24 protein-coding genes and 1 other RNA gene are annotated in these 20,612 nt (G+C 72.1%); 8 read left to right on the top strand and 17 right to left on the bottom strand.

Annotation, left to right across the window (positions count from 1 at the left end; translation table 11 throughout):
• The first annotated feature begins 23 nt into the window (after nucleotides 1-23).
• The 4 genes from ABNG04_RS00865 to ABNG04_RS00850 all read left to right on the top strand — a co-directional run bounded on the left by ABNG04_RS00865 (nucleotide 24) and on the right by ABNG04_RS00850 (nucleotide 3,615).
• Nucleotides 24-1,472 (top strand): DNA polymerase Y family protein, encoded by a 1,449-nt coding sequence (locus ABNG04_RS00865; RefSeq protein ID WP_371159220.1) that lies wholly within the window; start codon nucleotides 24-26, stop codon nucleotides 1,470-1,472.
• Nucleotides 1,473-1,521: 49 nt separating this feature from the next.
• Nucleotides 1,522-1,974, top strand: a complete 453-nt coding sequence (locus ABNG04_RS00860) for a hypothetical protein (RefSeq protein WP_371159219.1) — start codon at nucleotides 1,522-1,524, stop codon at nucleotides 1,972-1,974.
• A gap of 66 nt (nucleotides 1,975-2,040) precedes the next feature.
• Entirely contained in the window at nucleotides 2,041-2,640 is a 600-nt protein-coding gene (locus tag ABNG04_RS00855) for an NUDIX hydrolase (RefSeq protein WP_371159217.1), read from the top strand.
• Between the two features lie 102 nt (nucleotides 2,641-2,742).
• Nucleotides 2,743-3,615 (top strand): CPBP family intramembrane glutamic endopeptidase, encoded by an 873-nt coding sequence (locus tag ABNG04_RS00850; RefSeq protein WP_371159215.1) that lies wholly within the window; start codon nucleotides 2,743-2,745, stop codon nucleotides 3,613-3,615.
• A 21-nt stretch (nucleotides 3,616-3,636) separates the two neighbouring features.
• On the opposite strand, the gene panB is transcribed toward ABNG04_RS00850, so the two are convergent.
• On the bottom strand, nucleotides 3,637-4,443 hold the full coding sequence (gene panB / locus ABNG04_RS00845; protein WP_371159213.1) for a 3-methyl-2-oxobutanoate hydroxymethyltransferase: 807 nt from the start codon (nucleotides 4,441-4,443) through the stop codon (nucleotides 3,637-3,639).
• Between the two features lie 133 nt (nucleotides 4,444-4,576).
• Here panB and ABNG04_RS00840 point away from each other — a divergent pair, with 133 nt between their 5' ends.
• Nucleotides 4,577-4,957 (top strand): DUF5822 domain-containing protein, encoded by a 381-nt coding sequence (locus ABNG04_RS00840; RefSeq protein WP_371159212.1) that lies wholly within the window; start codon nucleotides 4,577-4,579, stop codon nucleotides 4,955-4,957.
• 44 nt (nucleotides 4,958-5,001) lie between these two features.
• On the opposite strand, the gene ABNG04_RS00835 is transcribed toward ABNG04_RS00840, so the two are convergent.
• The 15 genes from ABNG04_RS00835 to ABNG04_RS00765 all read right to left on the bottom strand — a co-directional run bounded on the left by ABNG04_RS00835 (nucleotide 5,002) and on the right by ABNG04_RS00765 (nucleotide 16,198).
• Nucleotides 5,002-5,622 (bottom strand): HAD family hydrolase, encoded by a 621-nt coding sequence (locus tag ABNG04_RS00835; protein WP_371159210.1) that lies wholly within the window; start codon nucleotides 5,620-5,622, stop codon nucleotides 5,002-5,004.
• Nucleotides 5,619-6,791 (bottom strand): acyl-CoA dehydrogenase family protein, encoded by a 1,173-nt coding sequence (locus ABNG04_RS00830; RefSeq protein ID WP_371159208.1) that lies wholly within the window; start codon nucleotides 6,789-6,791, stop codon nucleotides 5,619-5,621. The genes ABNG04_RS00835 and ABNG04_RS00830 overlap by 4 nt, the downstream gene beginning before the upstream one ends.
• Nucleotides 6,792-6,872: 81 nt before the next feature.
• A complete protein-coding gene (locus ABNG04_RS00825; RefSeq protein WP_371159206.1) occupies nucleotides 6,873-7,892 on the bottom strand; it encodes an AIR synthase-related protein in 1,020 nt (339 codons plus the stop codon).
• The gene (locus ABNG04_RS00820) at nucleotides 7,889-9,109 is read right to left on the bottom strand and encodes an alanyl-tRNA editing protein (RefSeq protein ID WP_371159204.1); all 1,221 of its coding nucleotides are present in this window, start codon (nucleotides 9,107-9,109) and stop codon (nucleotides 7,889-7,891) included. The genes ABNG04_RS00825 and ABNG04_RS00820 overlap by 4 nt, the downstream gene beginning before the upstream one ends.
• 250 nt (nucleotides 9,110-9,359) lie before the next feature.
• Nucleotides 9,360-9,560: a dodecin gene (locus ABNG04_RS00815; protein ID WP_006114497.1), complete on the bottom strand. Its 201-nt coding sequence runs from the start codon at nucleotides 9,558-9,560 to the stop codon at nucleotides 9,360-9,362.
• 62 nt (nucleotides 9,561-9,622) lie between these two features.
• Nucleotides 9,623-9,961, bottom strand: coding sequence for a DUF7116 family protein (locus ABNG04_RS00810; RefSeq protein ID WP_371159202.1), 339 nt, complete (start codon nucleotides 9,959-9,961; stop codon nucleotides 9,623-9,625).
• A 117-nt stretch (nucleotides 9,962-10,078) separates the two neighbouring features.
• Nucleotides 10,079-10,324: a DUF5816 domain-containing protein gene (locus tag ABNG04_RS00805; RefSeq protein WP_371159200.1), complete on the bottom strand. Its 246-nt coding sequence runs from the start codon at nucleotides 10,322-10,324 to the stop codon at nucleotides 10,079-10,081.
• 105 nt (nucleotides 10,325-10,429) lie between these two features.
• Nucleotides 10,430-10,804: a HesB/IscA family protein gene (locus tag ABNG04_RS00800; protein ID WP_049930136.1), complete on the bottom strand. Its 375-nt coding sequence runs from the start codon at nucleotides 10,802-10,804 to the stop codon at nucleotides 10,430-10,432.
• A gap of 47 nt (nucleotides 10,805-10,851) precedes the next feature.
• Nucleotides 10,852-11,976 (bottom strand): mechanosensitive ion channel family protein, encoded by a 1,125-nt coding sequence (locus ABNG04_RS00795; RefSeq protein WP_371159198.1) that lies wholly within the window; start codon nucleotides 11,974-11,976, stop codon nucleotides 10,852-10,854.
• 61 nt (nucleotides 11,977-12,037) lie between these two features.
• Entirely contained in the window at nucleotides 12,038-13,315 is a 1,278-nt protein-coding gene (gene hisD, locus ABNG04_RS00790; protein ID WP_371159196.1) for a histidinol dehydrogenase, read from the bottom strand.
• A gap of 72 nt (nucleotides 13,316-13,387) precedes the next feature.
• Nucleotides 13,388-13,597 carry a hypothetical protein gene (locus tag ABNG04_RS00785; RefSeq protein WP_371159194.1) on the bottom strand — a complete coding sequence of 70 codons (210 nt, stop codon included), beginning with the start codon at nucleotides 13,595-13,597 and terminating at the stop codon, nucleotides 13,388-13,390.
• Between the two features lie 8 nt (nucleotides 13,598-13,605).
• Nucleotides 13,606-14,571 (bottom strand): phytoene/squalene synthase family protein, encoded by a 966-nt coding sequence (locus tag ABNG04_RS00780; protein WP_371159193.1) that lies wholly within the window; start codon nucleotides 14,569-14,571, stop codon nucleotides 13,606-13,608.
• A gap of 159 nt (nucleotides 14,572-14,730) precedes the next feature.
• Nucleotides 14,731-14,862, bottom strand: a complete 132-nt coding sequence (locus ABNG04_RS00775) for an HVO_2523 family zinc finger protein (RefSeq protein ID WP_371159191.1) — start codon at nucleotides 14,860-14,862, stop codon at nucleotides 14,731-14,733.
• An 86-nt stretch (nucleotides 14,863-14,948) separates the two neighbouring features.
• Entirely contained in the window at nucleotides 14,949-15,500 is a 552-nt protein-coding gene (locus tag ABNG04_RS00770) for a hypothetical protein (protein WP_371159189.1), read from the bottom strand.
• Between the two features lie 119 nt (nucleotides 15,501-15,619).
• Nucleotides 15,620-16,198 carry a cysteine hydrolase family protein gene (locus ABNG04_RS00765; protein WP_371159188.1) on the bottom strand — a complete coding sequence of 193 codons (579 nt, stop codon included), beginning with the start codon at nucleotides 16,196-16,198 and terminating at the stop codon, nucleotides 15,620-15,622.
• Nucleotides 16,199-16,321: 123 nt separating this feature from the next.
• Between ABNG04_RS00765 and ABNG04_RS00760 the strand changes: the two genes are divergently transcribed.
• Together ABNG04_RS00760 and ABNG04_RS00755 are read left to right on the top strand one after the other, a co-directional pair.
• A complete protein-coding gene (locus tag ABNG04_RS00760) occupies nucleotides 16,322-18,076 on the top strand; it encodes an Hvo_1808 family surface protein (protein WP_371159186.1) in 1,755 nt (584 codons plus the stop codon).
• Between the two features lie 101 nt (nucleotides 18,077-18,177).
• Nucleotides 18,178-19,338: a nicotinate phosphoribosyltransferase gene (locus ABNG04_RS00755; RefSeq protein ID WP_371159184.1), complete on the top strand. Its 1,161-nt coding sequence runs from the start codon at nucleotides 18,178-18,180 to the stop codon at nucleotides 19,336-19,338.
• Nucleotides 19,339-19,359: 21 nt separating this feature from the next.
• On the opposite strand, the gene ABNG04_RS00750 is transcribed toward ABNG04_RS00755, so the two are convergent.
• The gene (locus ABNG04_RS00750; protein WP_297886471.1) at nucleotides 19,360-19,962 is read right to left on the bottom strand and encodes a TIGR00296 family protein; all 603 of its coding nucleotides are present in this window, start codon (nucleotides 19,960-19,962) and stop codon (nucleotides 19,360-19,362) included.
• Nucleotides 19,963-20,091: 129 nt separating this feature from the next.
• Between ABNG04_RS00750 and rnpB the strand changes: the two genes are divergently transcribed.
• Nucleotides 20,092-20,404: RNase P RNA component (rnpB, locus tag ABNG04_RS00745), an RNA gene on the top strand.
• Nucleotides 20,405-20,612 lie beyond the last annotated feature (208 nt).

Raw genomic sequence — 20,612 nt, 5'->3', positions numbered from 1 at the left:
CGCGGAGCGCGGAGTCTGAGGCAATGACCGGCGGGACGCCAGTCGCCGGGGAGACGCTCCCGGGCGCCGGCGGCGGGGACGACGACGCCGCGGACCGCGTCGTCTGTCACGTCGACATGGACTGCTTTTACGCCTCCTGCGAGCGACTGCGTCACCCCGACCTCGCGGGCGAACCCGTCGTGGTCGGGATGGGGTACGAGCCGGGCGAGTCGATCGGGGCGGTCGCGACCGCGAGCTACGAGGCCCGCGAGTTCGGCGTCGAGAGCGCGATGCCGATCTCGAAAGCCCTAGAGCTGCTCCCCCGCCGCGCCGACGCGGACCCTGACGATCTGGACACGCCGGACCCGGCGGAGACCGGCCGGTACGTCCCGGTCGACCTCGACTTCTACGAGGACGTGGCGGGCGAGGTAAAGGAAGTGTTACGCGACTGCGCCGACACCCGCCGCGAGGTGAGCATCGACGAGGCGTACCTCGACGTCACCGACCGGACCGCGTGGACGGTCGCGGGCGAGGATCCCACCGACCCACCGCCGAGCGCCGCCGCCGGGCCCGCCGAGGCGCGGACGCTCGCCGAGGGGTACGCCCGGCACGTGAAAGACCGGATCGAGCGCGAGGCGGGGGTGCCGGCGAGCGTCGGCGTCGCGCCGAACATGTCGGCCGCGAAGGTGGCGAGCGACGCCGACAAGCCGGACGGCCTCGTCGTCGTGCCGCCGGGGTCGGTGGCCGAGTTCCTCGCGCCGCTGCCGACCGCTGACGTCCACGGGGTCGGACCCGTGACCGAAGAGACGCTCGCGGACTTAGGGGTAGAGACCGCCGGCGACCTGGCCGCCGCCGACCGCGACCGACTGGCAGAGGCGCTCGGCGAGCGCGGCCCGGAGCTCTCCCGGCGCGCCGCCGGCGACGACGACCGCGAGGTGACGCCGACCGGCCTCCCGAAGAGCCTCTCGCGGGAGTCGGCGTTGCCGACGACCGCCGACGGGGCGACGAAACGGGAGACCGTCTCCGCGCTCGCCGCCGACGTGGCCCGCCGCGCCCGCGAGCGCGGCTGCCTCTACCGCACCATCGGGATCAAGGCGGTCGAGCCGCCGTTCGACGTGAACACCCGCGCCCGGAGCCTCCCCGGCCCCGTCGACGACCCTGACCTCGTCGAGGAGGTGGCGCTCGACCTGCTCGCCGAGTTCGACGAGACCCGCGTCCGGAAGCTCGGCGTGCGCGTCTCGAACCTCGACTTCGCCGAGACCGACCAGGCGACGCTCGGGGGGTTCGACCCGGATGAGGGGCGGGGAGACGGAGACCACGGGGCGGGCGACGACGCCCGCGGGTCCGGCCCGCGGACGGTCGCCACCGACGGCGACGGCGGGAAGCTCACCGACTGGGTCGGCGGGGAACCGGGGTCGGAGGACGACGGGACGGCGGGCGGCGACGAGCGCCGGACCGCCGACGGACAGGCGTCGCTCGGCGACTGGTCGTGAGCCGCGCTCGACGCGTGGATTTATCACGCGATCGAGACGATCCGGGCACATGTCCCTCGCTCGCCGCGTCCTCCTCGGTGCGAACCCGGACGACTCGTCGCGTCGCTATCGCCTCCTCGTCCCGCCGCTGGTCTTCCTCGTCGTCTTCGCCGGCTACGGCTTCGGCGTCTTCGCGCACGCCGGCGGCGTGGTGTTCCTCGCGGTCGACGCCGCGGCCGTGGGCCTCCTCGCGGCCGGGGCCCTCGCCTACCGACGAGCCGGGGTCGCGCTCGCCTGGGCCGCCACCTACGGAGCGCTGCTCGGCGCCAACGCCGACCACTACCTGCTCGGCCTCTCCGGGCGGTCCCTCGGCGAGCGCGTCGGTGCGCTCCTCGAACTCGACGGCCTCGTCTTCGTCGCGGTCGAGGCGATCGCGCTGGGGACGATCGCGTGGGTCGCCGGCGCGGTCGCGGGCCGGGCGGTCGCCGAGGCCCGAGCGCGGAGGCGGGACGCGCCGGAGTGACGCGCCCGCCGAGTGACACGCCCGCGGAGTACGGGGATTAAGACCCCCGAGCGCCGACCCGAACGCATGGACGACCTCTCGTGGGAGACGCTCGACTCGGCCGTCGACTACGCCTGCCCCGGCTTCGACGTGCGGCGCGACGAGGTTCGGTTCCCGGACGGGGAGACCGACGGGTTCCACTACGTCGACGAGCCGCCGGCGGTCGTGGTGCTCCCGCTGACGCCCGACGGCGACGTCGTCGTCATCGACGAGTGGCGGCAGGCTGTCGGGCGGGTGAACCGCGGGATCCCCGCCGGGACGATGGAGCCGGAAGACGGCGACGCGGCGGCGACGGACGAGGGATCGGCGGCGACCGGCGGCGGAGCGACGACCGAGGCGATCGAGCGCGCCGCGGCCCGCGAGCTCGCCGAGGAAACGGGATACGAGGCCGACGGCTTCGAGCGGCTGACGACCGTCGAGCCCACGAACGGGATGGCCAACGCGGTCCACCACCACGTGCTGGCGACCGGCTGCGAGCCGACCGCCGAGCGCGAGCTGGACCACAACGAGTCGATCGCGGTGGAGACGGTGCCGTACGACGACCTCCTCGCCGCGGTCGTCGACGGCGGCCTGCGCGACGGGCGGGCCGTCACCGCGGTGCTGTGGTACGAACTGCTCCACCGATAGCGGGCGGCGCGCGGGTCGCGAGCCGCGGGGCGGCCGGTGGGTGACGGGAGCGCGGCTTCCGACACGGACAATCATTTTGCCGGGCGGCCCCTACCTGAGCCAATGACAGATCCCTCCAGCGCCGATCCGGCTCCGGACGGCGGGGTCCCCGAAGAGTTCGACGAGGTCGACCGGGACGCCGTTTCCGACGACGCCGGCGGCCCGGGAACGACTGGCGGCTCGCCGGGCGTCGCGGTGGTGACGGCGCTGGTCCTCGGCGTCCTCGGCCCCGTGATCGCGATCGCGAGCGGCGGGATCGTCTTCGGCATCAGCGCGCTGACCGGCGGGCTCTCGCTGGCGGCGAGCGTCGTTCTGACGCTGATATTCGGCCAGTACGTCGCGTTCGGTGGGCTGGCGCTCGCCTACCTCGCGTGGCGCGGGTTCGACCGCGAGGGGATCGTCTCGTACCTCGGCGTCCGGGTGCCGAGCCTCAAGGAGATCGGGATCGTCCTCGGCGGCTGGGTCGTCATCCTCATCTTGATCCTTGCGGTCTCGACGGTCGTCCAGGCGCTCGGCACCGAGACCGCGTCGAACCAGAGCGCGGAGCTGGCGATGGGGAACCCCGCGATCATCCCGCTTTTCATCGCCGCGTCGTTCCTCGTCATCGGGCCCTGCGAGGAGATCCTCTACCGCGGCGTCGTCCAGGGGCGGCTCCGCGAGTCGCTGCCCGCGGCCCCGTCGATCGCCCTCTCGGCCGCCATCTTCGCGGCCATCCACGTGATGGCGCTGACCGGCGGCCTCTCCGCGCGGCTGACGACGATCGGGATCCTCTTCGTACCGAGCCTGGTGTTCGGCGCGGTGTACGAGTACACCGAGAACCTCGTGGTCCCCGCGCTGCTCCACGGGCTCCACAACGCAGTGCTGTTCACTGCGCTCTACGTCGCCGTCACGCAGACGGACGCGATGCCGGCGGTCCTCGGCTTCCTCCCGGTCTGATCCGCGAGCGGTCGAACGGTCTCAGTACAGGTCCCCCAAGTCCTCCTCGACGTGCGAGTGTTCTTCGGCCGGGAACTCGCCGCTCGTCACTGCCGCCTCGTACGCCTCGACGGCGTCGACCATCTCGCCGCGTACGTCGCCGAACTGCTTCGCGAACGGCGGCGACCACTCGCCGAGCCCGACCGCGTCGTTGATCACCAGCACCTGCCCGTCGCAGTCGGGGCCCGCGCCGATGCCGATCGTCGGAATGTCGAGTGCCTCGGTTACCGCGCCCGCGAGGTTCGCGGGGACGTGTTCCAACACGAGGGCGAACGTCCCGGCGTCGGCGTGCGTCCCCGCGAGGTCGATGATCTCCTCGGCGGCGTCCTCGTCGGTCCCCTGCCGGGTGTAGCCGCCGAGCCGGTTCACGTGCTGGGGCGTCAGGCCGAGGTGCGCCATCACCGGAATGCCGACCTCGGTCATGCGGCGGGTCACGTCGACGGTGTGCGGGCCGCTCTCGATCTTCACCGCGTCCGCGTTCGCCTCCTTCAGGAGTCGGCCCGCGTTGCGGACGGACTCGGCCTCGTCGACGCCGAAAGAGAGGAACGGCATGTCGGCGACGACCAGCGCGTCCTCGGTCGCGCGCGCCACCGCCGCGGTCCGGCTCGCCACCTCGTCGAACGTGACGGGGAGCGTGGAGTCGTAGCCCAGGGCGGCGTTGCCCATGCTGTCGCCGACGAGGACGACGTCGATCCCCGCCTCGTCGACGATCGCCGCCGTCGGGGCGTCGTAGGCGGTCAGCATCGTGATCGAGTCGTCGCGCTCCCGCAGGCCCCGCGTTGTAGTCATACCTCGGTGTGACCCGCGCGACGCCGTAAAATCGTCGGGAACCGGAAAGGCGGGGCGGCGCGTCCGGGCGCCGGCGCCCCCGGCGCCGCCGACGACCGCCACCGATTTGCCGCTCGGCCGCCGAGTCGCTCGCGTGCAACCAGTCGAGCGGGCCGAGTACGAGGGGGTGGACTACGCGTGGGTGATGCAGACTACGTTCGTCGTCACCATCCTCGTGGGGGCGCCCGTCGTGGCGCTGCTGTCGACGCTCGTGACGCTGGAGACGTGGGGGGCGCGCGCCGCGTTCGCGGTCCGGGTCGGCGCGCCCATCTGGTTCGTCACCGCGGTCGCCGTCGCGCTGTACGCGCGGCGGTCGGACGCCGGCGACGGCGGTTCGGACGGCGACGCCACCGGTAAAGCGGAACGAGACGGCGACGCTACCGCCGGAGACGGCGACGCTGCCGCCGGAGACGGCGAGCCGGAGGCCGCCGACTCGGCAACCGATCGGCCCGACGAGGCAGAGAAGGACGACTGACCCGCGAGCGGCGGGGATCACAGCGTCGCGAACGGCGCGGGTCGCTACTCGGCGAGCAGGTCCGAGACCCACGCGAAGTCGACGCCGCCGCGCTCGGCGGCCACCGCGTCGGTCCGGGAGTCGCCGACGAACAGCGCGTCCTCGGGGGCGGCCCCGAGCCGCTCGATCGCCGCGAGCAGCGACTCGGGGTCCGGCTTGTGACTCCCGACGGTGTCGCGGCCGACGATCGCGTCCGCGACGAGCGCGTCGCCGAGGTCGTGCGTCTCGACCGCGATCCGGCACGCGTCCTCGCAGTTGAGCGAACAGACGCCTGCGGGCGGGTGGGGGGCGTCGCGACCGCCGTCCGCGGCCGGTCCGTCGGCGGAGTGCGCCTCGCTCCTGGCCGCGAGTCGGTCGGCGAGCGGGAGCCGCGTGGAGTCGCGGGCGCCGGAGCGCTCGTGGCCCGCGATCGCCTCTTCGACCTCGCCCCGGATCCCGTACTCGTCGGCCGCGCCGAGGAGCCCCCACAGGTCCTCGGTCGGCGGGATGAGCGCGTGCGCGGCGTAGACGTCGAGGACCGCGTCCGCGACGGCGTCCCAGTCGACAGCGAGCTCGACGAGCGTCCCGTCGAGGTCGTAGACGACCGCGTCGTACGCGGCGAGCCGGGAGCCGTCGCCGCCGCTCACTCGCCGAACACCCAGCGGGCGATGATCGTCTTCTGGACCTCCGTCGTCCCCTCGTAGATCTCCGTGATCTTCGCGTCGCGGTAGAGGCGTTCGACGTCGAACTCGGTCGTGTAGCCGTAGCCACCGTGGATCTGGACCGCCTCGTTCGTCACTGACATCGCAGCCTCGCTGGCGCGGTACTTCGCCTTCGAGGCGGCGACGCGGTAGTCTTCGCCCGCCTCCGCCTGCCGGCACGCCTCGCGGACGAGCAGCCGCGCCGCCGACACGTCGGTCGACATCTCCGCGAGCTTGTGCCGGATCGTCTGGATGTCGGCGATCGGCCGGTCGAACTGCTCGCGCTCCTCGGCGTAGGACGTCGCCTCGTCGAGCGCCGCCTGCGCGACGCCGACCGCCTGCGCCGCGATCCCGATCCGCCCCTCGGTGAGCGTCCGGAAGGCCGCGGAGAGCCCCTTCCCCGGCTCGGTGAGCCGGTTCTCCGCCGGGATCCGACAGTCGTCGAAGGTGAGGCCGGTCGTGTCCGACGCGCGGAGGCCGAGCTTCTCCTCCTTCTTACCGATCTCGAACCCGTCGGTGTCGGCCGGGACGAGGAACTGCGTGATCGCGTCGTCGGCGGGGTCGTGCGCCTCGTCGACGACCTTCGCGAAGACGATCGCCACCCCGCCGCGTTTCCCGTTCGTGATCCACTGCTTCTCGCCGTTCAGCGCGTACTCGTCGGTCGCTGGGTCGTACGTCGCGGTGGTCGACATCTCCGCGGGGTTCGAGCCCGCGTGCGGCTCGGAGAGACAGAACATCCCCACCGGGCGGCCGGTCTCCGCCATCTCGGGGAGCCACGCCTCGCGCTGGGCCTCGCTGCCGAACTCGGCGATACAAGAGGTGGCGAGGCAGTGGACGGAGAGGGCGGTCGCGACCGCGAGCGATCCATGCGCCAGCGCCTCGTTGGCGACCGCGTAGGTCGTCTCGTCCGCGCCGAACCCGCCGTACTCCTCGGGGACCGTCAGCCCCGTCAGCCCGAGTTCGGCGAGCCCGGCCCACACGTCCTCCGGGAACGTCTCCGTCTCGTCGGCCTCGGCCGCCGTCGGTCGGACCTCCTCGGCCGCGAACTCCTCGACGAGGTCGCGGACCGCCTGCTGTTCGTCGGTGAGCGCCGACCCGACGCGTGCTCCGGTCATGTCACCGACTTCGGTCCCTCACCGAAAAAGGTGAGCGATCGGCGAGACCGTCCGCCGCGGTGTCTCGGACGGCGTCGCCACCTACTCGCCCGCGTCGCGCGCCGCCCAGAGCGGATACAGGTCGTCTCGCGGCGGCTCGGCGAGCGTCTCCCCGTCGAGCCGGACGGTGCCCGCGGCGTCGTCCGGGTCGCCGCCGTCCCTAGAAGGCGATTCAACCGACCCGATCGCCGCGCCCGCGATCCCGGCCGCGTCGAGGGCGTCGAGCGCGTCGTCGACCCGATCCGGCGGGACAGCCGCCAGCAGCGCGCCGGAGCCGAACGTCGCGAGGGGGTCGACGCCGAGCGCGTCGCAGCAGGCGCGCGTCGCGGGGCGGACCGGGACCGCGTCGCGGTCGACGGCGAAGACCGCCCCGCTCGCCGCCGCCATCTCGACCAGCGCGGTCGCCACGCCCCCCTCGGTCGGGTCGTGGAGCGCGGTCGCGGCGTCGCGGACCGCGGCCGCGTCGGGGACGACGCTCACCTCGTCGAGGAAGCCGGCGGCGGCGTCGAGCGTCGCGGCCGGGACGCCGGCCTCCAGGCACTCGTCGCGGAAGTCGGTCGCGAGGATCGCCGTCGCCTCGATCGCCGCGCCCTTGGTGAGGAGGAGGCGGTCGCCCGGCTCGGCCCCGCCGCTCGACACGAAGCGGTCCGTCGTCCCCATCGCCGTCATCGAGCAGAGCGGGCGGTCGAGCGCGTCGAGCACCTCGGTGTGGCCCCCGACGACCGACGCGCCGAGGTCGCTCGCGGTCGCGTCGACCTGGTCGACGACGGTCCGGAGCCGGTCGGGGTCATCGTCTGGGAGGAAAAGCGTGTGCGTGAGCCACCGCGGGTCGGCCCCGCTCGCGGCGACGTCGTTACAGGCGACGTGGACCGCCAGCGTCCCGACCGACTCGGCCGCCAGCGACAGCGGGTCGCTCGCGACGACGAGCGTCTCGCCCGCGTCGGCCAGGTCGATCGCGGCCGCGTCCTCCCCGTAAGCCGGCCCCTGCGTCACCGCGGCGTCGGGCGCCCCGGTCGCCGCGAGCGCCGCGGCGAGCGCCTCCGGCCCCAGCTTCCCGGTCATCGCCCGCGGAGCCACGCCGCGACGGCGTCGGGGGCGGCGTCGAGCCCGCCGCCCTGCGCGAACGTCGGGCCGCCGCCGCCGCCGCCGCCGAACTCGTCGGTGACCGCGCCGATGGCGTCGCCCGCGTCGACGGCCGCGTCGCCCGCGGCCGCGACCACGACGAAGGGCGCGTCGCCCGCGCCGACCGCGGCGAGGGCGTCGACGGCGGTGTCACTTCCGACCGCCTCGGTCGCCGGCTCCCGGAGCTCGTTCGGGTCGGCGTCGGCGACGGTCCCGATCGCCCACCGCGCGCCGTCGACCTCGGTCGTCGGGAGGTCGCGCAGGCGGGCGGCGAGGAGTTCCCCGCGCGCCTCGCGGAGGTCCGCCTCCAGCCGGTCGGACTCGTCGCGGAGGCGGGAGACGGCGTCCGGGAGGTCGCCGACGCGCGCGTCCAGCGTCGTCGCGGCGTCGAGCGCGGCGGCGTGGACCGCGCCGATTTCGTCGATGGCAGTCGGGCCGACGGCGAACTCGACGCGGGTGACCCCCTCGCCCGGGTTCGACCGGTCTAACACCGCGATCGGTCCGATCTCTGCGGTGTTCGCGACGTGGGTCCCGCCGCAGGCGGCGACGTCCCACGGGTCGTCCGCCTCGCCGACCGTCACGACCCGGACCGCGCCGCCACTCATCGCGCCCTCCTCGGTCTTCGTGTTGAACGCGATCCCGTCGACGTCCCGGGCCGCCTGGGCCGAGTGGGTCTCCCACGAGACGGGCAGCGAGTCCCAGACGGCGCGGTTGGCGAGCCGCTCTAACTCGATCAGGTCGCTGTCGTCCAACGGCTCGGCGGTCGTCAGGTCGACGCGGACCTTCGTCTCCGAGATGTCGAAGCCGGCGTAGCCGAGGTCCTCAGCGATGCGGCGCGCGGCACCGTACAGCATGTGAGAGGCGGTGTGTGCGCGGGCGCAGTAGGTCCGGAACGCGTCGTCGATCAGGCCCGTGACCTCGTCGCCGGGCACGAGGTCGGGGTCGGCGTCGGAGTCGAGGACGTGGACCACGTCCCCGTCCCGCTCGGTGACGTCGGCGACGAGGTGGCCGTCGACGGTTCCCCTGTCGGCCGGCTGGCCCCCGGACTCGGCGTAGAAGTACGTCTCGTCGAGGACGACCTCGCGGCCGTCGACGCGGTCGACCGTCGCTTCGAACTCCCGGACCGTCGGCTCGGCCGGCGCGCGTGAAGCGGTCATTGCCGGGTTGTGGAGCCGGTCGGGTAAATAGGTGACCGCCGGACGAGAATGGTCCCAACTGCGGTGGCGCGGGCCTGCGAGCGGCCGGAGCGAAGCGGAGGGGACCGACGAGGGTGGGGAGGCGTGAGGCTCCGGGGTTGTGCGGGGCGGGGCTTCGGTGGTGTTCGTCGACGGACCGCCGAGTACCGATCACAAACAGACGGCAGCGCCGCTCGGAAACGCTAATACCCGGTCAAAAGCCGTCTACCGCTCACCCCTCCAGTTCGAACGCGACCTCGACTTCGGCCTGATACTCGCGGTCGGTCGCCCCCTGTAACTCGACGCCGAACTCCTCGACTTCGACCCAGTAGACGTTGTCCAGCGTGTCCTCGGCGCGGTCGATGGCGTCGTCGGCCGCGGCGTCGAAGCTCTCCTCGCTCGTCCCGATCAGCGTGATCTTCTTGAACACCATGTCACGTGCTGGTAGGACGCATGGGGGAATAAAAATAGGCGTCTGCGGAGGCCGGGGGCGCGCTACGGGCTTCCCGGCGCGCCTTCCATCACGGCGAAGTCCTCGCCGTCGTGATCGATGCCGATCACCGCCCAGTCGTAGGGGGGTTTCGAAGCGAGGAGCCGCTCCTGGAGGTCGGCCGCGCGGTCGCGCCAGGTGACGAAACACCGGAGGCGTGCTTCGTCACCGCCGTCTGCGAGATACGGGTCGAGGTCGTCGTCGTCCATACACAGCACCGTCACGAACACGCGCCGCCACTTGCGTTCCGCGACGAACTCTTGTCCGCCGTCGGAGACGGTGTATCCCAGTTCGCGGAAGACGTCTCTGGCCTCGGTCGTCGGGGGGATGCTCGCAGTGGCCATCTGGCTTGAGGTTCGGCTCCATCCGTGATAAAGTTTCTCACGATTTCGGACGCGGAGAATCGGCGGTGCGGTCGGGAACGCCGCGGAGAGCCGCGAGCGCGCCCCGTCGCCGGTGCCTCACTCGTGGGCCGCGTCCCACTCGTCCGGCTTCCGGAGGTTCCCGCACTCGGTACACTGGATCCGGCCCATCGTGTCCATCGCCGTGTCGAACGAGTCGCAGTTGCCGCAGCGGAACCCCCAGCGGGACTCGGCCGCCTCGTCCGCGAACACGAGGTAGAAGGGGCCGTCCGCGCCGCGCTCCGTGCGCGACCGGTCGGTGTACACCCGTTCCCCGCTCGCCGTCGTCGACGCCTCCAAGCTCATGGAAGCCTGTTCCCGCCCGAGCGACTTAAGCGGCGGACTCGGAAGTCGGGGGAAACGGGAGTCGAGGGTGAGGAAAGTTCGGTTCTCGGACCGCGGGCGGAGCGGCTACGTCCGGAACGACTCGCCGCAGCCGCACTCGGAGACGACGTTCGGGTTCTCGACCTCGAAGCCGGCCGCCTGGAGCCCGTGTTCGTAGTCGAGCGTGCTCCCGCCGATGTAGTTCTTGCTCGCGGGGTCGACGAACACCCGGAGGTCGTGGTGTTCCACGACGAGGTCGTCTTCTTCCGGCTCGGTATCGAAGCGCATGCCGTACGACAGCCCCGCGCAGCCACCTTGCTGGACGAATAGCCGCAGTCCGGCGATGTCGGTGTCGAGCCCCTCGCCCTCCAAGAGCGAGAGCGCCTCCTCGGCAGCGTCCGGAGTCACCTCGATCGCCGGGTCGTTCCCCTCGGTCCCGGTGTCGGCCGGTTCGGTACTCATGCGAACGCGTTCGGCGTCGACACTCAAAACCCTGCCGGCGGGAGCCGTCAGGTCGCGGCGTCGGCGCTCGGGTCCGGGTCGGACTCGGGCGCGCCGTCGCGAGCGGCCGGCGCGGGCCCGACGGCCCCGCTGACCGTCACGTCCCGTTTCGGATACGGGATCTCGATGTCGGCGTCGCCGAGCGCGACGTACAGCGCCCGGTTGAGTTCGTGCTGGGCGCGGCGGCGACGGGTGGGCCCGTTCACCCAACAGAGGATCTCGTACTGGAGCGCCGAGTCGCCGAACGACCGGAACCGCGCCCGCGGCTTCGGGGAGTCGAGGACCAGCGGCTCGGCCCCTACGACCGCCAGCGCGAGCGCCTCGAAGTCGTCCACGTCGGTCCCGTAGGCGACGCCGATCGGGACCCGGACGCGGCGGCGGCGCTGGGGCGCGGACTCGTTCGTCACCTTCGAGGCGTTGAGCGCCGCGTTGGGCACCGTCACGAGCACCTCATCGCGGGTGAGCAGCGTCGTCGAGCGCACGCCGACCTTGATCACGGTGCCGGCCGTGCCGTCGTCCAAGACGATGTAGTCGCCGATCTTGTAGGTGTCGTCGAAGTACAGCGCGATGCCGCCGAAGAAGTTCGCGACGGTGTCTTTCGCCGCGAAGCCGACCGCGATGCCGGCGACCCCCGCCGCGCCGAGCAGGGGCGTGATCTCGATGCCCCACAGCCACAGCAGGGTGCCGACGCTCCCGACGAGCACCGCGAGCGTCCAGACGTTCGAGAAGACGGGCGCGAAGTCGAACCGGCCGCCCTCGGCGTTGACCGCGGCCACGAGTCGGTTCACGACGGTGTTCGCCCCGTACGCCCAGACGAGGACGATCACCGATAGCGACGGCCGCCCGAACACCGCGTCGAGCAGCTCGGGGCTCACGAGCACCGACGACCGGACCGCCGGCACCTGCGTGAGGAGGAACACGCCGGCGAGCGCGGCGGTGACCACGAGCGGCGCGCGGAGCGAGGCGACGACGATGTCGTCGTACGCGGAGTCGGTGCTCGCGACGTAGCGGCGAGCGACCCGCAAGATTGCGTACTCCATCCCCACCGCGGCAGCGACGGAGACGACGAGGACCGCGACCGTCGCCTCCAGCGCGGTGAACCCCTCGAACAGCGTCAGCGGCGACGGAAACATACCGTCCGGAGGCGACTCCGCGGCATAACCGTTGCTACCCGCCGAATTCCCGGATTCGTCGCTACTCGAACCGCTTCCGGACGCTCTCCGCGTGCGCCTCCAGCCCCTCCGCCTCGGCGAGGCTCGTGATCGTCCCCGAGAGGTCGTCGAGCGCGTCGCGGTCGAGCCGCTGGACCGTCGAGGAGCGGAGGAACGTGTCCACGGAGAGCCCGCCGTACCGCTTCGCGCCGCCGTTCGTCGGCAGCACGTGGTTCGTCCCGGCCGCGTAGTCGCCCGCGGCGACCGGCGAATGCGGCCCGAGGAAGACGGAGCCCACGTTGGTGATCCGGTCTAAGAGCGCCTCGTCGTCGTCCGCGACGATCGAGAGGTGCTCGGCGGCGTACTCCTCGGCGAACAGCACGGCCTCGGGCATCGACCGCGCGTGGAGGACGCCGGACGCTTCGTTGTCGAGGGCGGCCCGGATCGTCTCCTCACGCTCGCGCTCGGCCGCCTGCGCGTCGACCGCGTCGGCGACCGCGGCGGCGAGGTCGGCGTCGTCCGTGACCGCGACCACGGAGGCGTTCGGGTCGTGTTCGGCCTGCGCGACGAGATCGGCCGCGACGAGGTCGGGGTCGGCGGTCTCGTCCGCGAGGACGAGCACCTCGCTCGGACCGGCGAGGAAGTCGATCTCGACGTCGCCCTGGACGATCGACTTCGCGGCGGTGACCCACTTATTCCCGGGGCCCACGATCTTCTGCGTCCGCGTCACCGTTTCCGTGCCGTACGCGAGCGCGCCGATGGCCTGCGCGCCGCCGACCTGGTACACCGCGTCGGCCCCCGCCTCGTGGATCGCCGCGAGAGTGACAGGGTTCAGGTCCTCCGCCGGCGGCGTGGCGACCGCGACGTGGTCGACGCCCGCGACGACCGCGGGGATGACGCCCATCAGCGCGCTGGAGGGGTACGCGGCCGCGCCGCCGGGCACGTACACCCCGACGCGGTCGATCGGGCGGAAGCGCCGGCCGAGCTCGCGGCCGCCGAAGTCGTCGCGCCAGTCGTCCGGGCGCTGTCGCTCGTGGAACTCGCGGACGTTGGCGGCCGCCTCTCGGACGGCGTCGAGGACCGGGTCGTCGGCGTCGGCCAGCTCCTCGTGCGCCCGCGCCGCGTCGTCGGTGATGTCCACGTTGCCGACGGCGACCCCGTCGAACTCCTCGGCGAACTCGCGGACCGCGACGTCGCCCTCCTCGCGGACCCGGTCGACGATCTCCCGCACGTCTTCGCGGACCCCCTCGACGCCGGCGTCGCGCTCGAAGAAGGCGCGCCGTTCGGCCGGCGAGAGGTCCGCGACGGTTCGTACGTCCATACGCGTCGTCGGGGACGGCGGGGCAAGGGCGTTCCGACTCGGTCGAACGGGGCGGGTCGACCGCGCCGGTGCTCAGGTCAGCGGGCGGATCCCGGTGACGTCGAGCAGCGCGAGGACGAGCAGCGCGGCCAGCAGCGTCGCCGCCGCGAAGAGGACGGGGGCGGACGCGGCGACGGCGACGCCGTACGGGGCCACCAGTCGCGTCGTGCCACGGATGAGGAAGGAGATGAACACGAGGCCGAACGCGGCGAACGCGAGCGCGACGAACCGGGAGCGATCCATCCGGGCGCTCAGTCCGTCTGTGGGACGCCGGTCCCGTGGGGGCCGTGTCCGTGGGGCTCGCGGCTGGGGTCGAAGTCGGTACACATATCGTAGAACACCGCCTCGGGGTCGCGGTTCCACTGCCACTTCCAGCGAGTGCGGACGAGCAGCGACAGCTTCCGGGTGAGCGACAGCTCCGGGGTGGTCGAGACGGTGTCGTACCCGAGGTCGCGGATGAGCCGGTGGTGGTCTACGTACAACACCGCCGCGAGCAGCACGCCGAGCTGGCAGTCCTCGGGGAGGTACTTGATCCCCGCGACGCCCTCCTCGTAGAGGCGCTCGGTGCGGGCCATCTCCTCGCGGATCGCGGCCGCGACGTCCTCGTCGAACTCCAAGTCGAGGATCTGTTGCTCGCTCACGCCGTGGCGCCGGAGCGTCTCTAAGGGGAGGTAGATCCGGTCGCGCTCGACGACGTCCTCGCGGACGTCCCGGAGGAAGTTCGTCATCTGGAACGCCTCGCCGAGCTTTGTGGCGTGCGGGAGCGCCTCGGCCTCCTCCTCGGGGTCGAGGTCCATGATCGCCGTCATCATCCGCCCGACGGCGGCCGCGGAGCCGTCCATGTACGTCTCCAGGTCCGCGTACGTCTCGTACCGGTCGGTGTCGATGTCGCTCGCCATCGCGTCCACGAACGAGTGGACGTCCGCGTCGCGGATACCGTTGCGCTCGCGCACGTGGGAGAACGCCTCCAACACGGGGTCGTCGGTCGGCTCCTCGCCGAGCGCGGCGGCCCGGAGCCGGTCGAGTTCGGCCCGCTGCTCGTCGGGCGGGGCGGTGTCCTCGGCGTCGACGACCTCGTCGGCGATCCGGAAGAATCCGTACAGCACGTACGTCGGATGGCGAATCCGTTGCGGCAGCAGCCGGGTGGCGACGTGGAAGGTCTTCCCGGTGCGGCGCTGGATCCGCTTGCTCCGGGCAACCTGATTTTGCTCTACCATGCTGACCTCGGACGGTCGGCAAGGAGGGTCACGTACGGGTCGCCCATCATAAAAGAAAAGTCGGCCTCCAAGAACATAACAGTTCGCACAACACAGTTTGGGTCTCGGTCGGGGCGGCGAATTCCGGCGACCGTCGCGGCGCGCGAGGGAACCGCCGACTCAGTAGAACGTGTCGCTACAGTCGTAGACGACGCCGTGAGCCGGGCAGACGTACTTACAATGGCGGTGGTACATCGGCGTCTCACAGACCGGACAGGGGCGGCCACCGTCGCGGGTAGGTTCGTCGCTCACGGGCGGAGTACGCGGTCGAAGGGCAAAACGCTATCCGACGGTCGCCCGGCGCGACCCTGACCAGTCAGCGTCGGGCCGGTGACGTGTCAGTTGTCCGCCAGCCGGTCGAAGACGGACCGGGCGACCGACTCCTCGCCGAACGGGAGCGTCAACACGCCCTCCCACTCGGAGCCGGTGAGCGCGTCGACCGTCTGCCGGTCGAGTTCGACGCGTCGTACCTCGGTCCCGTCGAGCGTCATCGACACGACGAACGCCGCCGGGTCGTCCATCGCGCCGGCCTCGTCGAGGCGGGTCCGGAACGACTCGACGCCCGCGTCGGGGAGCGCGACCTGAACGAGGTACTCGCCCTCCTCGGCGAAGACCCCCTTGACGCGGTCGAGGTCGCTCGCGTCGAACAGCAGCGCGTCGGTCCCGTCGTCGCCGGTCAAGCGCGCGACGAACGGCGCGTCCGGATCGACGGCCGCCGACTGCGGGCCGGCGTCGGCGTCGGAACCGCCGCCCGTCGGGCCGGGTCCGTCGCCGCCGACACCGCCGAGCGCCTCGCCGTCCGTCACCGTGGTCGCGCCCGCGAAGCCGACGGCGCCGACCGCACAGGCCGCACCGAGGCCGCCGAGCACGCTCCGTCGAGAGATGTCCATACTCTGTGATTCCGGCGAGCGGCAAAAAGGATTACACGCCGATTTCCGCGCGCGATAATTACGGAAATCCGGAACGTTCGACGTCCGGAACGTTCGACGTCCGGAACGTTCGCCGCCGGTCACTCGGACGCGAAGGCGATCTCGTCGCGGGTCGCCGTCTCGCCGAACAGCCAGTCGGCGTGGTCGACGGCGTACTCGCGGTGCTCCGCGGTGATGTAGCCGAGCGCGTCCTCGACGACGACCGGACGGTAGTCCCGGAGGCCCGCGCTGCCGGCAGTGTGGAGGACGCAGACGTTCGCGAGCGTGCCGCAGATCAGCAGGTCGTCGATGCCGTGCGCGTCGAGGTACCCCTCCAGGTCCGTCCGATAGAAGGCGTCGTAGGTGTGCTTCTCGACGACGTGGTCGTCGTCGCGGACGTCGAGGTCGGCGACGAGCTCGGCGTCCCACGACCCCTCGACGACGTGTTCGCCCCAGCGGTCGAACTCGTCGTAGTAGTGGGTCTCGTCGAACTGCTCGGGCGGGTGGACGTCGCGGGTATAGACGACGGACGCGCCGGCCTCGCGGGCGCGGTCGACGAGCGCCGTCACCGGCTCGATCGCGGCCTCGCTCGGCTCGGCGTAGAGGCTCCCGTCCGGGTGGCAGAACCCGTTTTGCATGTCGACGACGACCACCGCGGTTGCTGTCGGATCGAACGCCATACCGATGCTTGGCGCGCGCGCGACAAAAAGCATCGTTTGCGCCACGGACCCGTCGAAAAATTCGCCGGCCGCGGCGGCGAAGGAACCGACAAACTACTTACCGGGGCGTCCGATACGATTCCTATGCGACGGGTTCCCACCCTCCCGACCGCGGCCGCGGTCGTCGCCGCTGTCGTCGTCCTGTGTGTCGCGTTCACCGCCGGCGTCGCCGCCACTCCTGACGCCGGCTCGGTCGCCGCCACGTCCGACGGCGGGCCGACAGCGCCGGGCGCAGCGCCCTCCGCCTCAGCCGAGGAGTGCGACGCCGGCGACGGCACCGAGCTGGTCGGCTGTTGGAACGGAACCCACTACGAGGACTCCGTCGACTTCGCGGAGACGGACGGGCTCAACGAGACGCAGCTGGCGGCGCTGACCGACCTGACGATGGCCAGGGTCGAGCACGTCCGCCAGCGTCCCTTCCGCGAGGACGTGCCGGTAGAGACGGTCGCGCGGAGCGAGTACCTAAACGACACCGCGAGCGGGAACGGCTCCGAGGCGTTCCGGCGCTGGAACGACCAGGTGTGGGAAGCGCTGTTCGTCGTCGGCGAGGGGACGGACGCCAACAGCGAGATCGACTCGGTGTTCGGCGGCGCGGTCTCAGGCTTCTACTCGCCCTCGCAGGACCAGATCGTCATCGTCGTCCCCGACGGCGAGTCGCCCGACATCGACCCCTCGACGCTCGCGCACGAGCTGCTCCACGCGATGCAAGACCAGTACCACGACCTCACCGACCCGCGCTACGTCGGCGCGACGCAGGACGGCGACCTCGCGGTCGACGGCGTCGTGGAGGGCGAGGCGGTCCACGTCGAGGAGCGCTACGCCGCCCGCTGTGACGCCAACTGGACCTGCGCCGAGGCGCCCGAGAGCGACGGCGAGGGCGGCGGCGACCAAGAGTTCAACTTCGGTATCCTCCAGACCGTCCTCCAGCCGTACGGCGACGGGGCCGTGTACGTCGGCGAGCTCCGCGACGAAGGGGGCTGGGCGGCCGTCAACGAGACGATGAACGATCCCCCGGCCTCGACGGCGGAAGTCATCCACCGGAACCCCGACTACGAGGAGGGGAACGTCACGTTCGAGGACGCTGCGACCGACGGGTGGGAGACGTACGCGGACCAGGGGGTCGGCGGCGCGGAGACCGCCGGCGAGGCGTCGATGTTCGTGATGTTCTGGTACCAGAGCCTCGAGTACCGGAACGCTGTGTTAGATCCCGACGCGACGGTTCGCGAGAACGTCCAGATCCACCTCGACGCGGAGGCCCAGCTCCAGACCCGGGCGAGCTACAACTACGCGCACCCGGTGACCGACGGCTGGGCGGGCGACGAGCTGTACCCCTACCGGAACGGGGACCGCGACGGCTACGTCTGGGCGACCGAGTGGCAGGCCGAAGCGGACGCCGCGGCGTTCCGCGACGCGTACGTCCGGATGCTGACCGCGCACGGCGACGCCGAGTACGCCGCGGGGACCGTGTACGAGATCGGCGATGAGAGCGAGTTCCCCGGCGCGTACGGCGTCGAGAAGGACGGGACGAGCGTGACGATAACGCACGCTCCCTCGCCGGCGGGCGTCCTCGAACTCCGCCCGGACGCCGACCTCGCGCTCCCGGACGCGGACGACGGGACCGACAGCGACGGGACCGACGGCGGCGACGGCAACACCACCGACGGCGACGAGGCCGACGACGGCGACGAGAACACTAGCGACGAGGGCGGCGACGGCAGTGACGGCAGCGACGACGGCGACGGCGGGAGCACCGAGGGCAGCACCCCCGGATTCGGCGTCCCGGCAGCGCTCGTCGCCCTCGTAGCGGCGCTCGCGCTGGTCGCGCGACGGACGGTCTAGGGGTTCGTTCGCCCCACGTGCGCCGTCGCGGTCGTCGCGGGGGTGCCGCGGTGGCGGGGCGACACGGGTGGCTTTTCGTCCCCGCGGTCGAACATCGAACTATGAGCGAGTTCGACATCGTCGACGCGGCCGCGATCCGGGACGGTCGCGCGACCGACGCGTACTTCGAGCGGACCGAGGCGGCGCTGGCGGCGGCGGGGCGGAACCCCCGCGTCGTCGCCGAGGTGACCGCGGACCAGTTCCCGGACGGGGAGTTCGAGGTGTTTGCCGGGCTCGGCGACGCCGTCGAGCTGCTCGCCGGCCGCGACGTCGACGTGGACGCGATCCCCGAGGGGCGGCTGTTCGACGGCGGCCCGGTGATGCGGATCGAGGGGCCGTACCGTGCGTTCGCGCGGCTGGAGACGTCGCTGCTCGGCTTCCTCTCGCACGCCTCCGGGATGGCGACGGCGGCGCTCGACTGCCGGGTCGCCGCGCCGGACGCGTCGGTGCTCTCGTTCGGCGCGCGCCACGTCCACCCCGCGATGACCGCGGCGGTCGAGCGGTCGGCGCTCGTCGGCGGGTTCGACGGCTTCTCGCACGTCGCGGCCGGCGAGCTGCTCGGGCGCGAGGCGTCCGGGACGATGCCCCACGCGCTCGCCATCTGCTTCGGCCGCGGCGAGCAGGAGGCCGCGTGGCGCGCCTACGACGAGGGCGCCCCCGCGGACGCGCCCCGGATCGCGCTGTGTGACACCTACGCCGACGAGGTCGACGAGGTGCTGCGGGCCGTGGAGACGCTCGGCGACGACCTCGACGGCGTCCGCCTCGACACGACCGGCTCCCGGCGCGGCGACTTCCGGCACATCGTCCGCGAGGTCCAGTGGGAGCTCGACGTCCGGGGGCGCGGCGACGTCGACGTGTACGTCTCCGGCGGGCTCGGTCCCGCGGACCTCCGGGCGCTGCGCGACGTGGTCGACGGGTTCGGCGTCGGCGGGTACGTCTCCGACGCGGACCCGGTCGACTTCGCGCTCGACATCGTCGAAGTGGACGGCGAGCCGGCCGCCAAGCGGGGGAAGCTCTCGGGCGCGAAGGCGGTCTACCGCACCGCCGACGGGGGCCACGCGGTCGGGCTCGCGGACCGGTCGGGCCCGGACGGCGCGGAGTCGCTCATGGAACCGGTGATCCGCGACGGCGAGGTCGTCGACGGCGACGCGGCCGACCTGTCGGCGGCGGCGGAGCGGGCGCTCGCGGATGCGACGGCGGTGGGGTACGGCGCGGACGACTGAAAAGGAACGCGGCGCGGGCGGCTACAGCTCTTCGACGGCGCCGCCGTCGGCGCGCTCTCGGAAGACCTGTCCCTCGATGAGTGTCACCATCGTGTCCTCGTCCTGCCACGCGGTGGGCGACAGCTTCGCCTTCCGGCAGGTGCGCGAGAGGAACTCCGCGCCCGACCAGCCGTTCTCGACGGGGACCGTTGGGTAGAGCCAGCCGTGGGCGTTCCCGCTGTCGACGGCGACACCGTGGGTACCGATCTCGAGGTCCTCGGCCGGGTCGTTGGTGAGGACGGTGTTCGAGACGACGAACACCGAGACGGTGATGTTGTCGAGCTCCTTGGGCTCGACCTCGGAGCCGCAGGAGTCACCGGACGCCGCCTTGATGGCGGCCTCGACGATGGCGTGGCCGAGCTGATCGGAGGTGTCCCACGCGCCGGCGCAGCCGCGGAGTCGGCCCCGACCTCGCGTCGACTGGAGGCGGACGAAGGCGCCGGTGCGAGCGTAGAACGCCTCTCGCATACTTCCGGGCTGTTCGCGTTGCCCGTGTCGAACGAACGACTCCACCGCCTCCCGCGCGAGTTCGACCGCTCGTGCACCGTCGTCGTACGACAGCTGAACGGTCTGGGCCTCGGACATGAGAGTCCATTACGTTGCTGACGACTTGAACGCTTCCCTTGTGGGACCGCGCTCGCGGCGCTCGCGCCGTCTCGGCCGAGCGGCGCCCGACCGAACCGCTTATTCGCCGGCGGGCGAAACGACAGCCCGGACAGAGGGAGCCCGACTCCCGTGCCGCTGGCATGAGGAAAGTCCCCCCACCGGCCGGACAGGCGACCGGGCACACGCCCGGAGTCGGAGACGGCTGGCTCTGGAACAGCAACGACACCCCCCGCCCCGACCCGTGATTCGTGCGAACCGACCCGCGAGGGAAGGGAGTTAACCCGAGGAGGACCGACGGGCGGGAACGGATGGAACGGCGAATCCTCGCCGGTGCAAGTCCGCGCCACAAGGTAGTCCGGCCGCGGCGCGGACGCTCAGCCGAATGTCGGGACGAACCGAAGGGGGCTTACTCCCCTCAGTCCGCTCACACCGACCAGCAGCGCGGCAGTCCAACGATTACAGATGTGCCGAACTGCGGCGGCGCATGCCTCCGAGTGGCCGCCGGAGGCGGCCGCGAGGGGCACGCGCGAGGTCGTCGGGCTACGCCCGACTACCAGAGGGACCGGAGGTCCCTCGCTGGAGTCGGCGGTCCGGAGCGACGCGGAGGACCGCCGACGCGGCTGGGGCTT

The sequence above is a fragment of the Halorubrum miltondacostae genome, from assembly GCF_041379815.1.
GTDB lineage: Archaea > Halobacteriota > Halobacteria > Halobacteriales > Haloferacaceae > Halorubrum > Halorubrum miltondacostae.
Note: the sequence above shows the minus strand (reverse complement) of the source record. Positions and strands in the feature narration are given on the sequence as shown.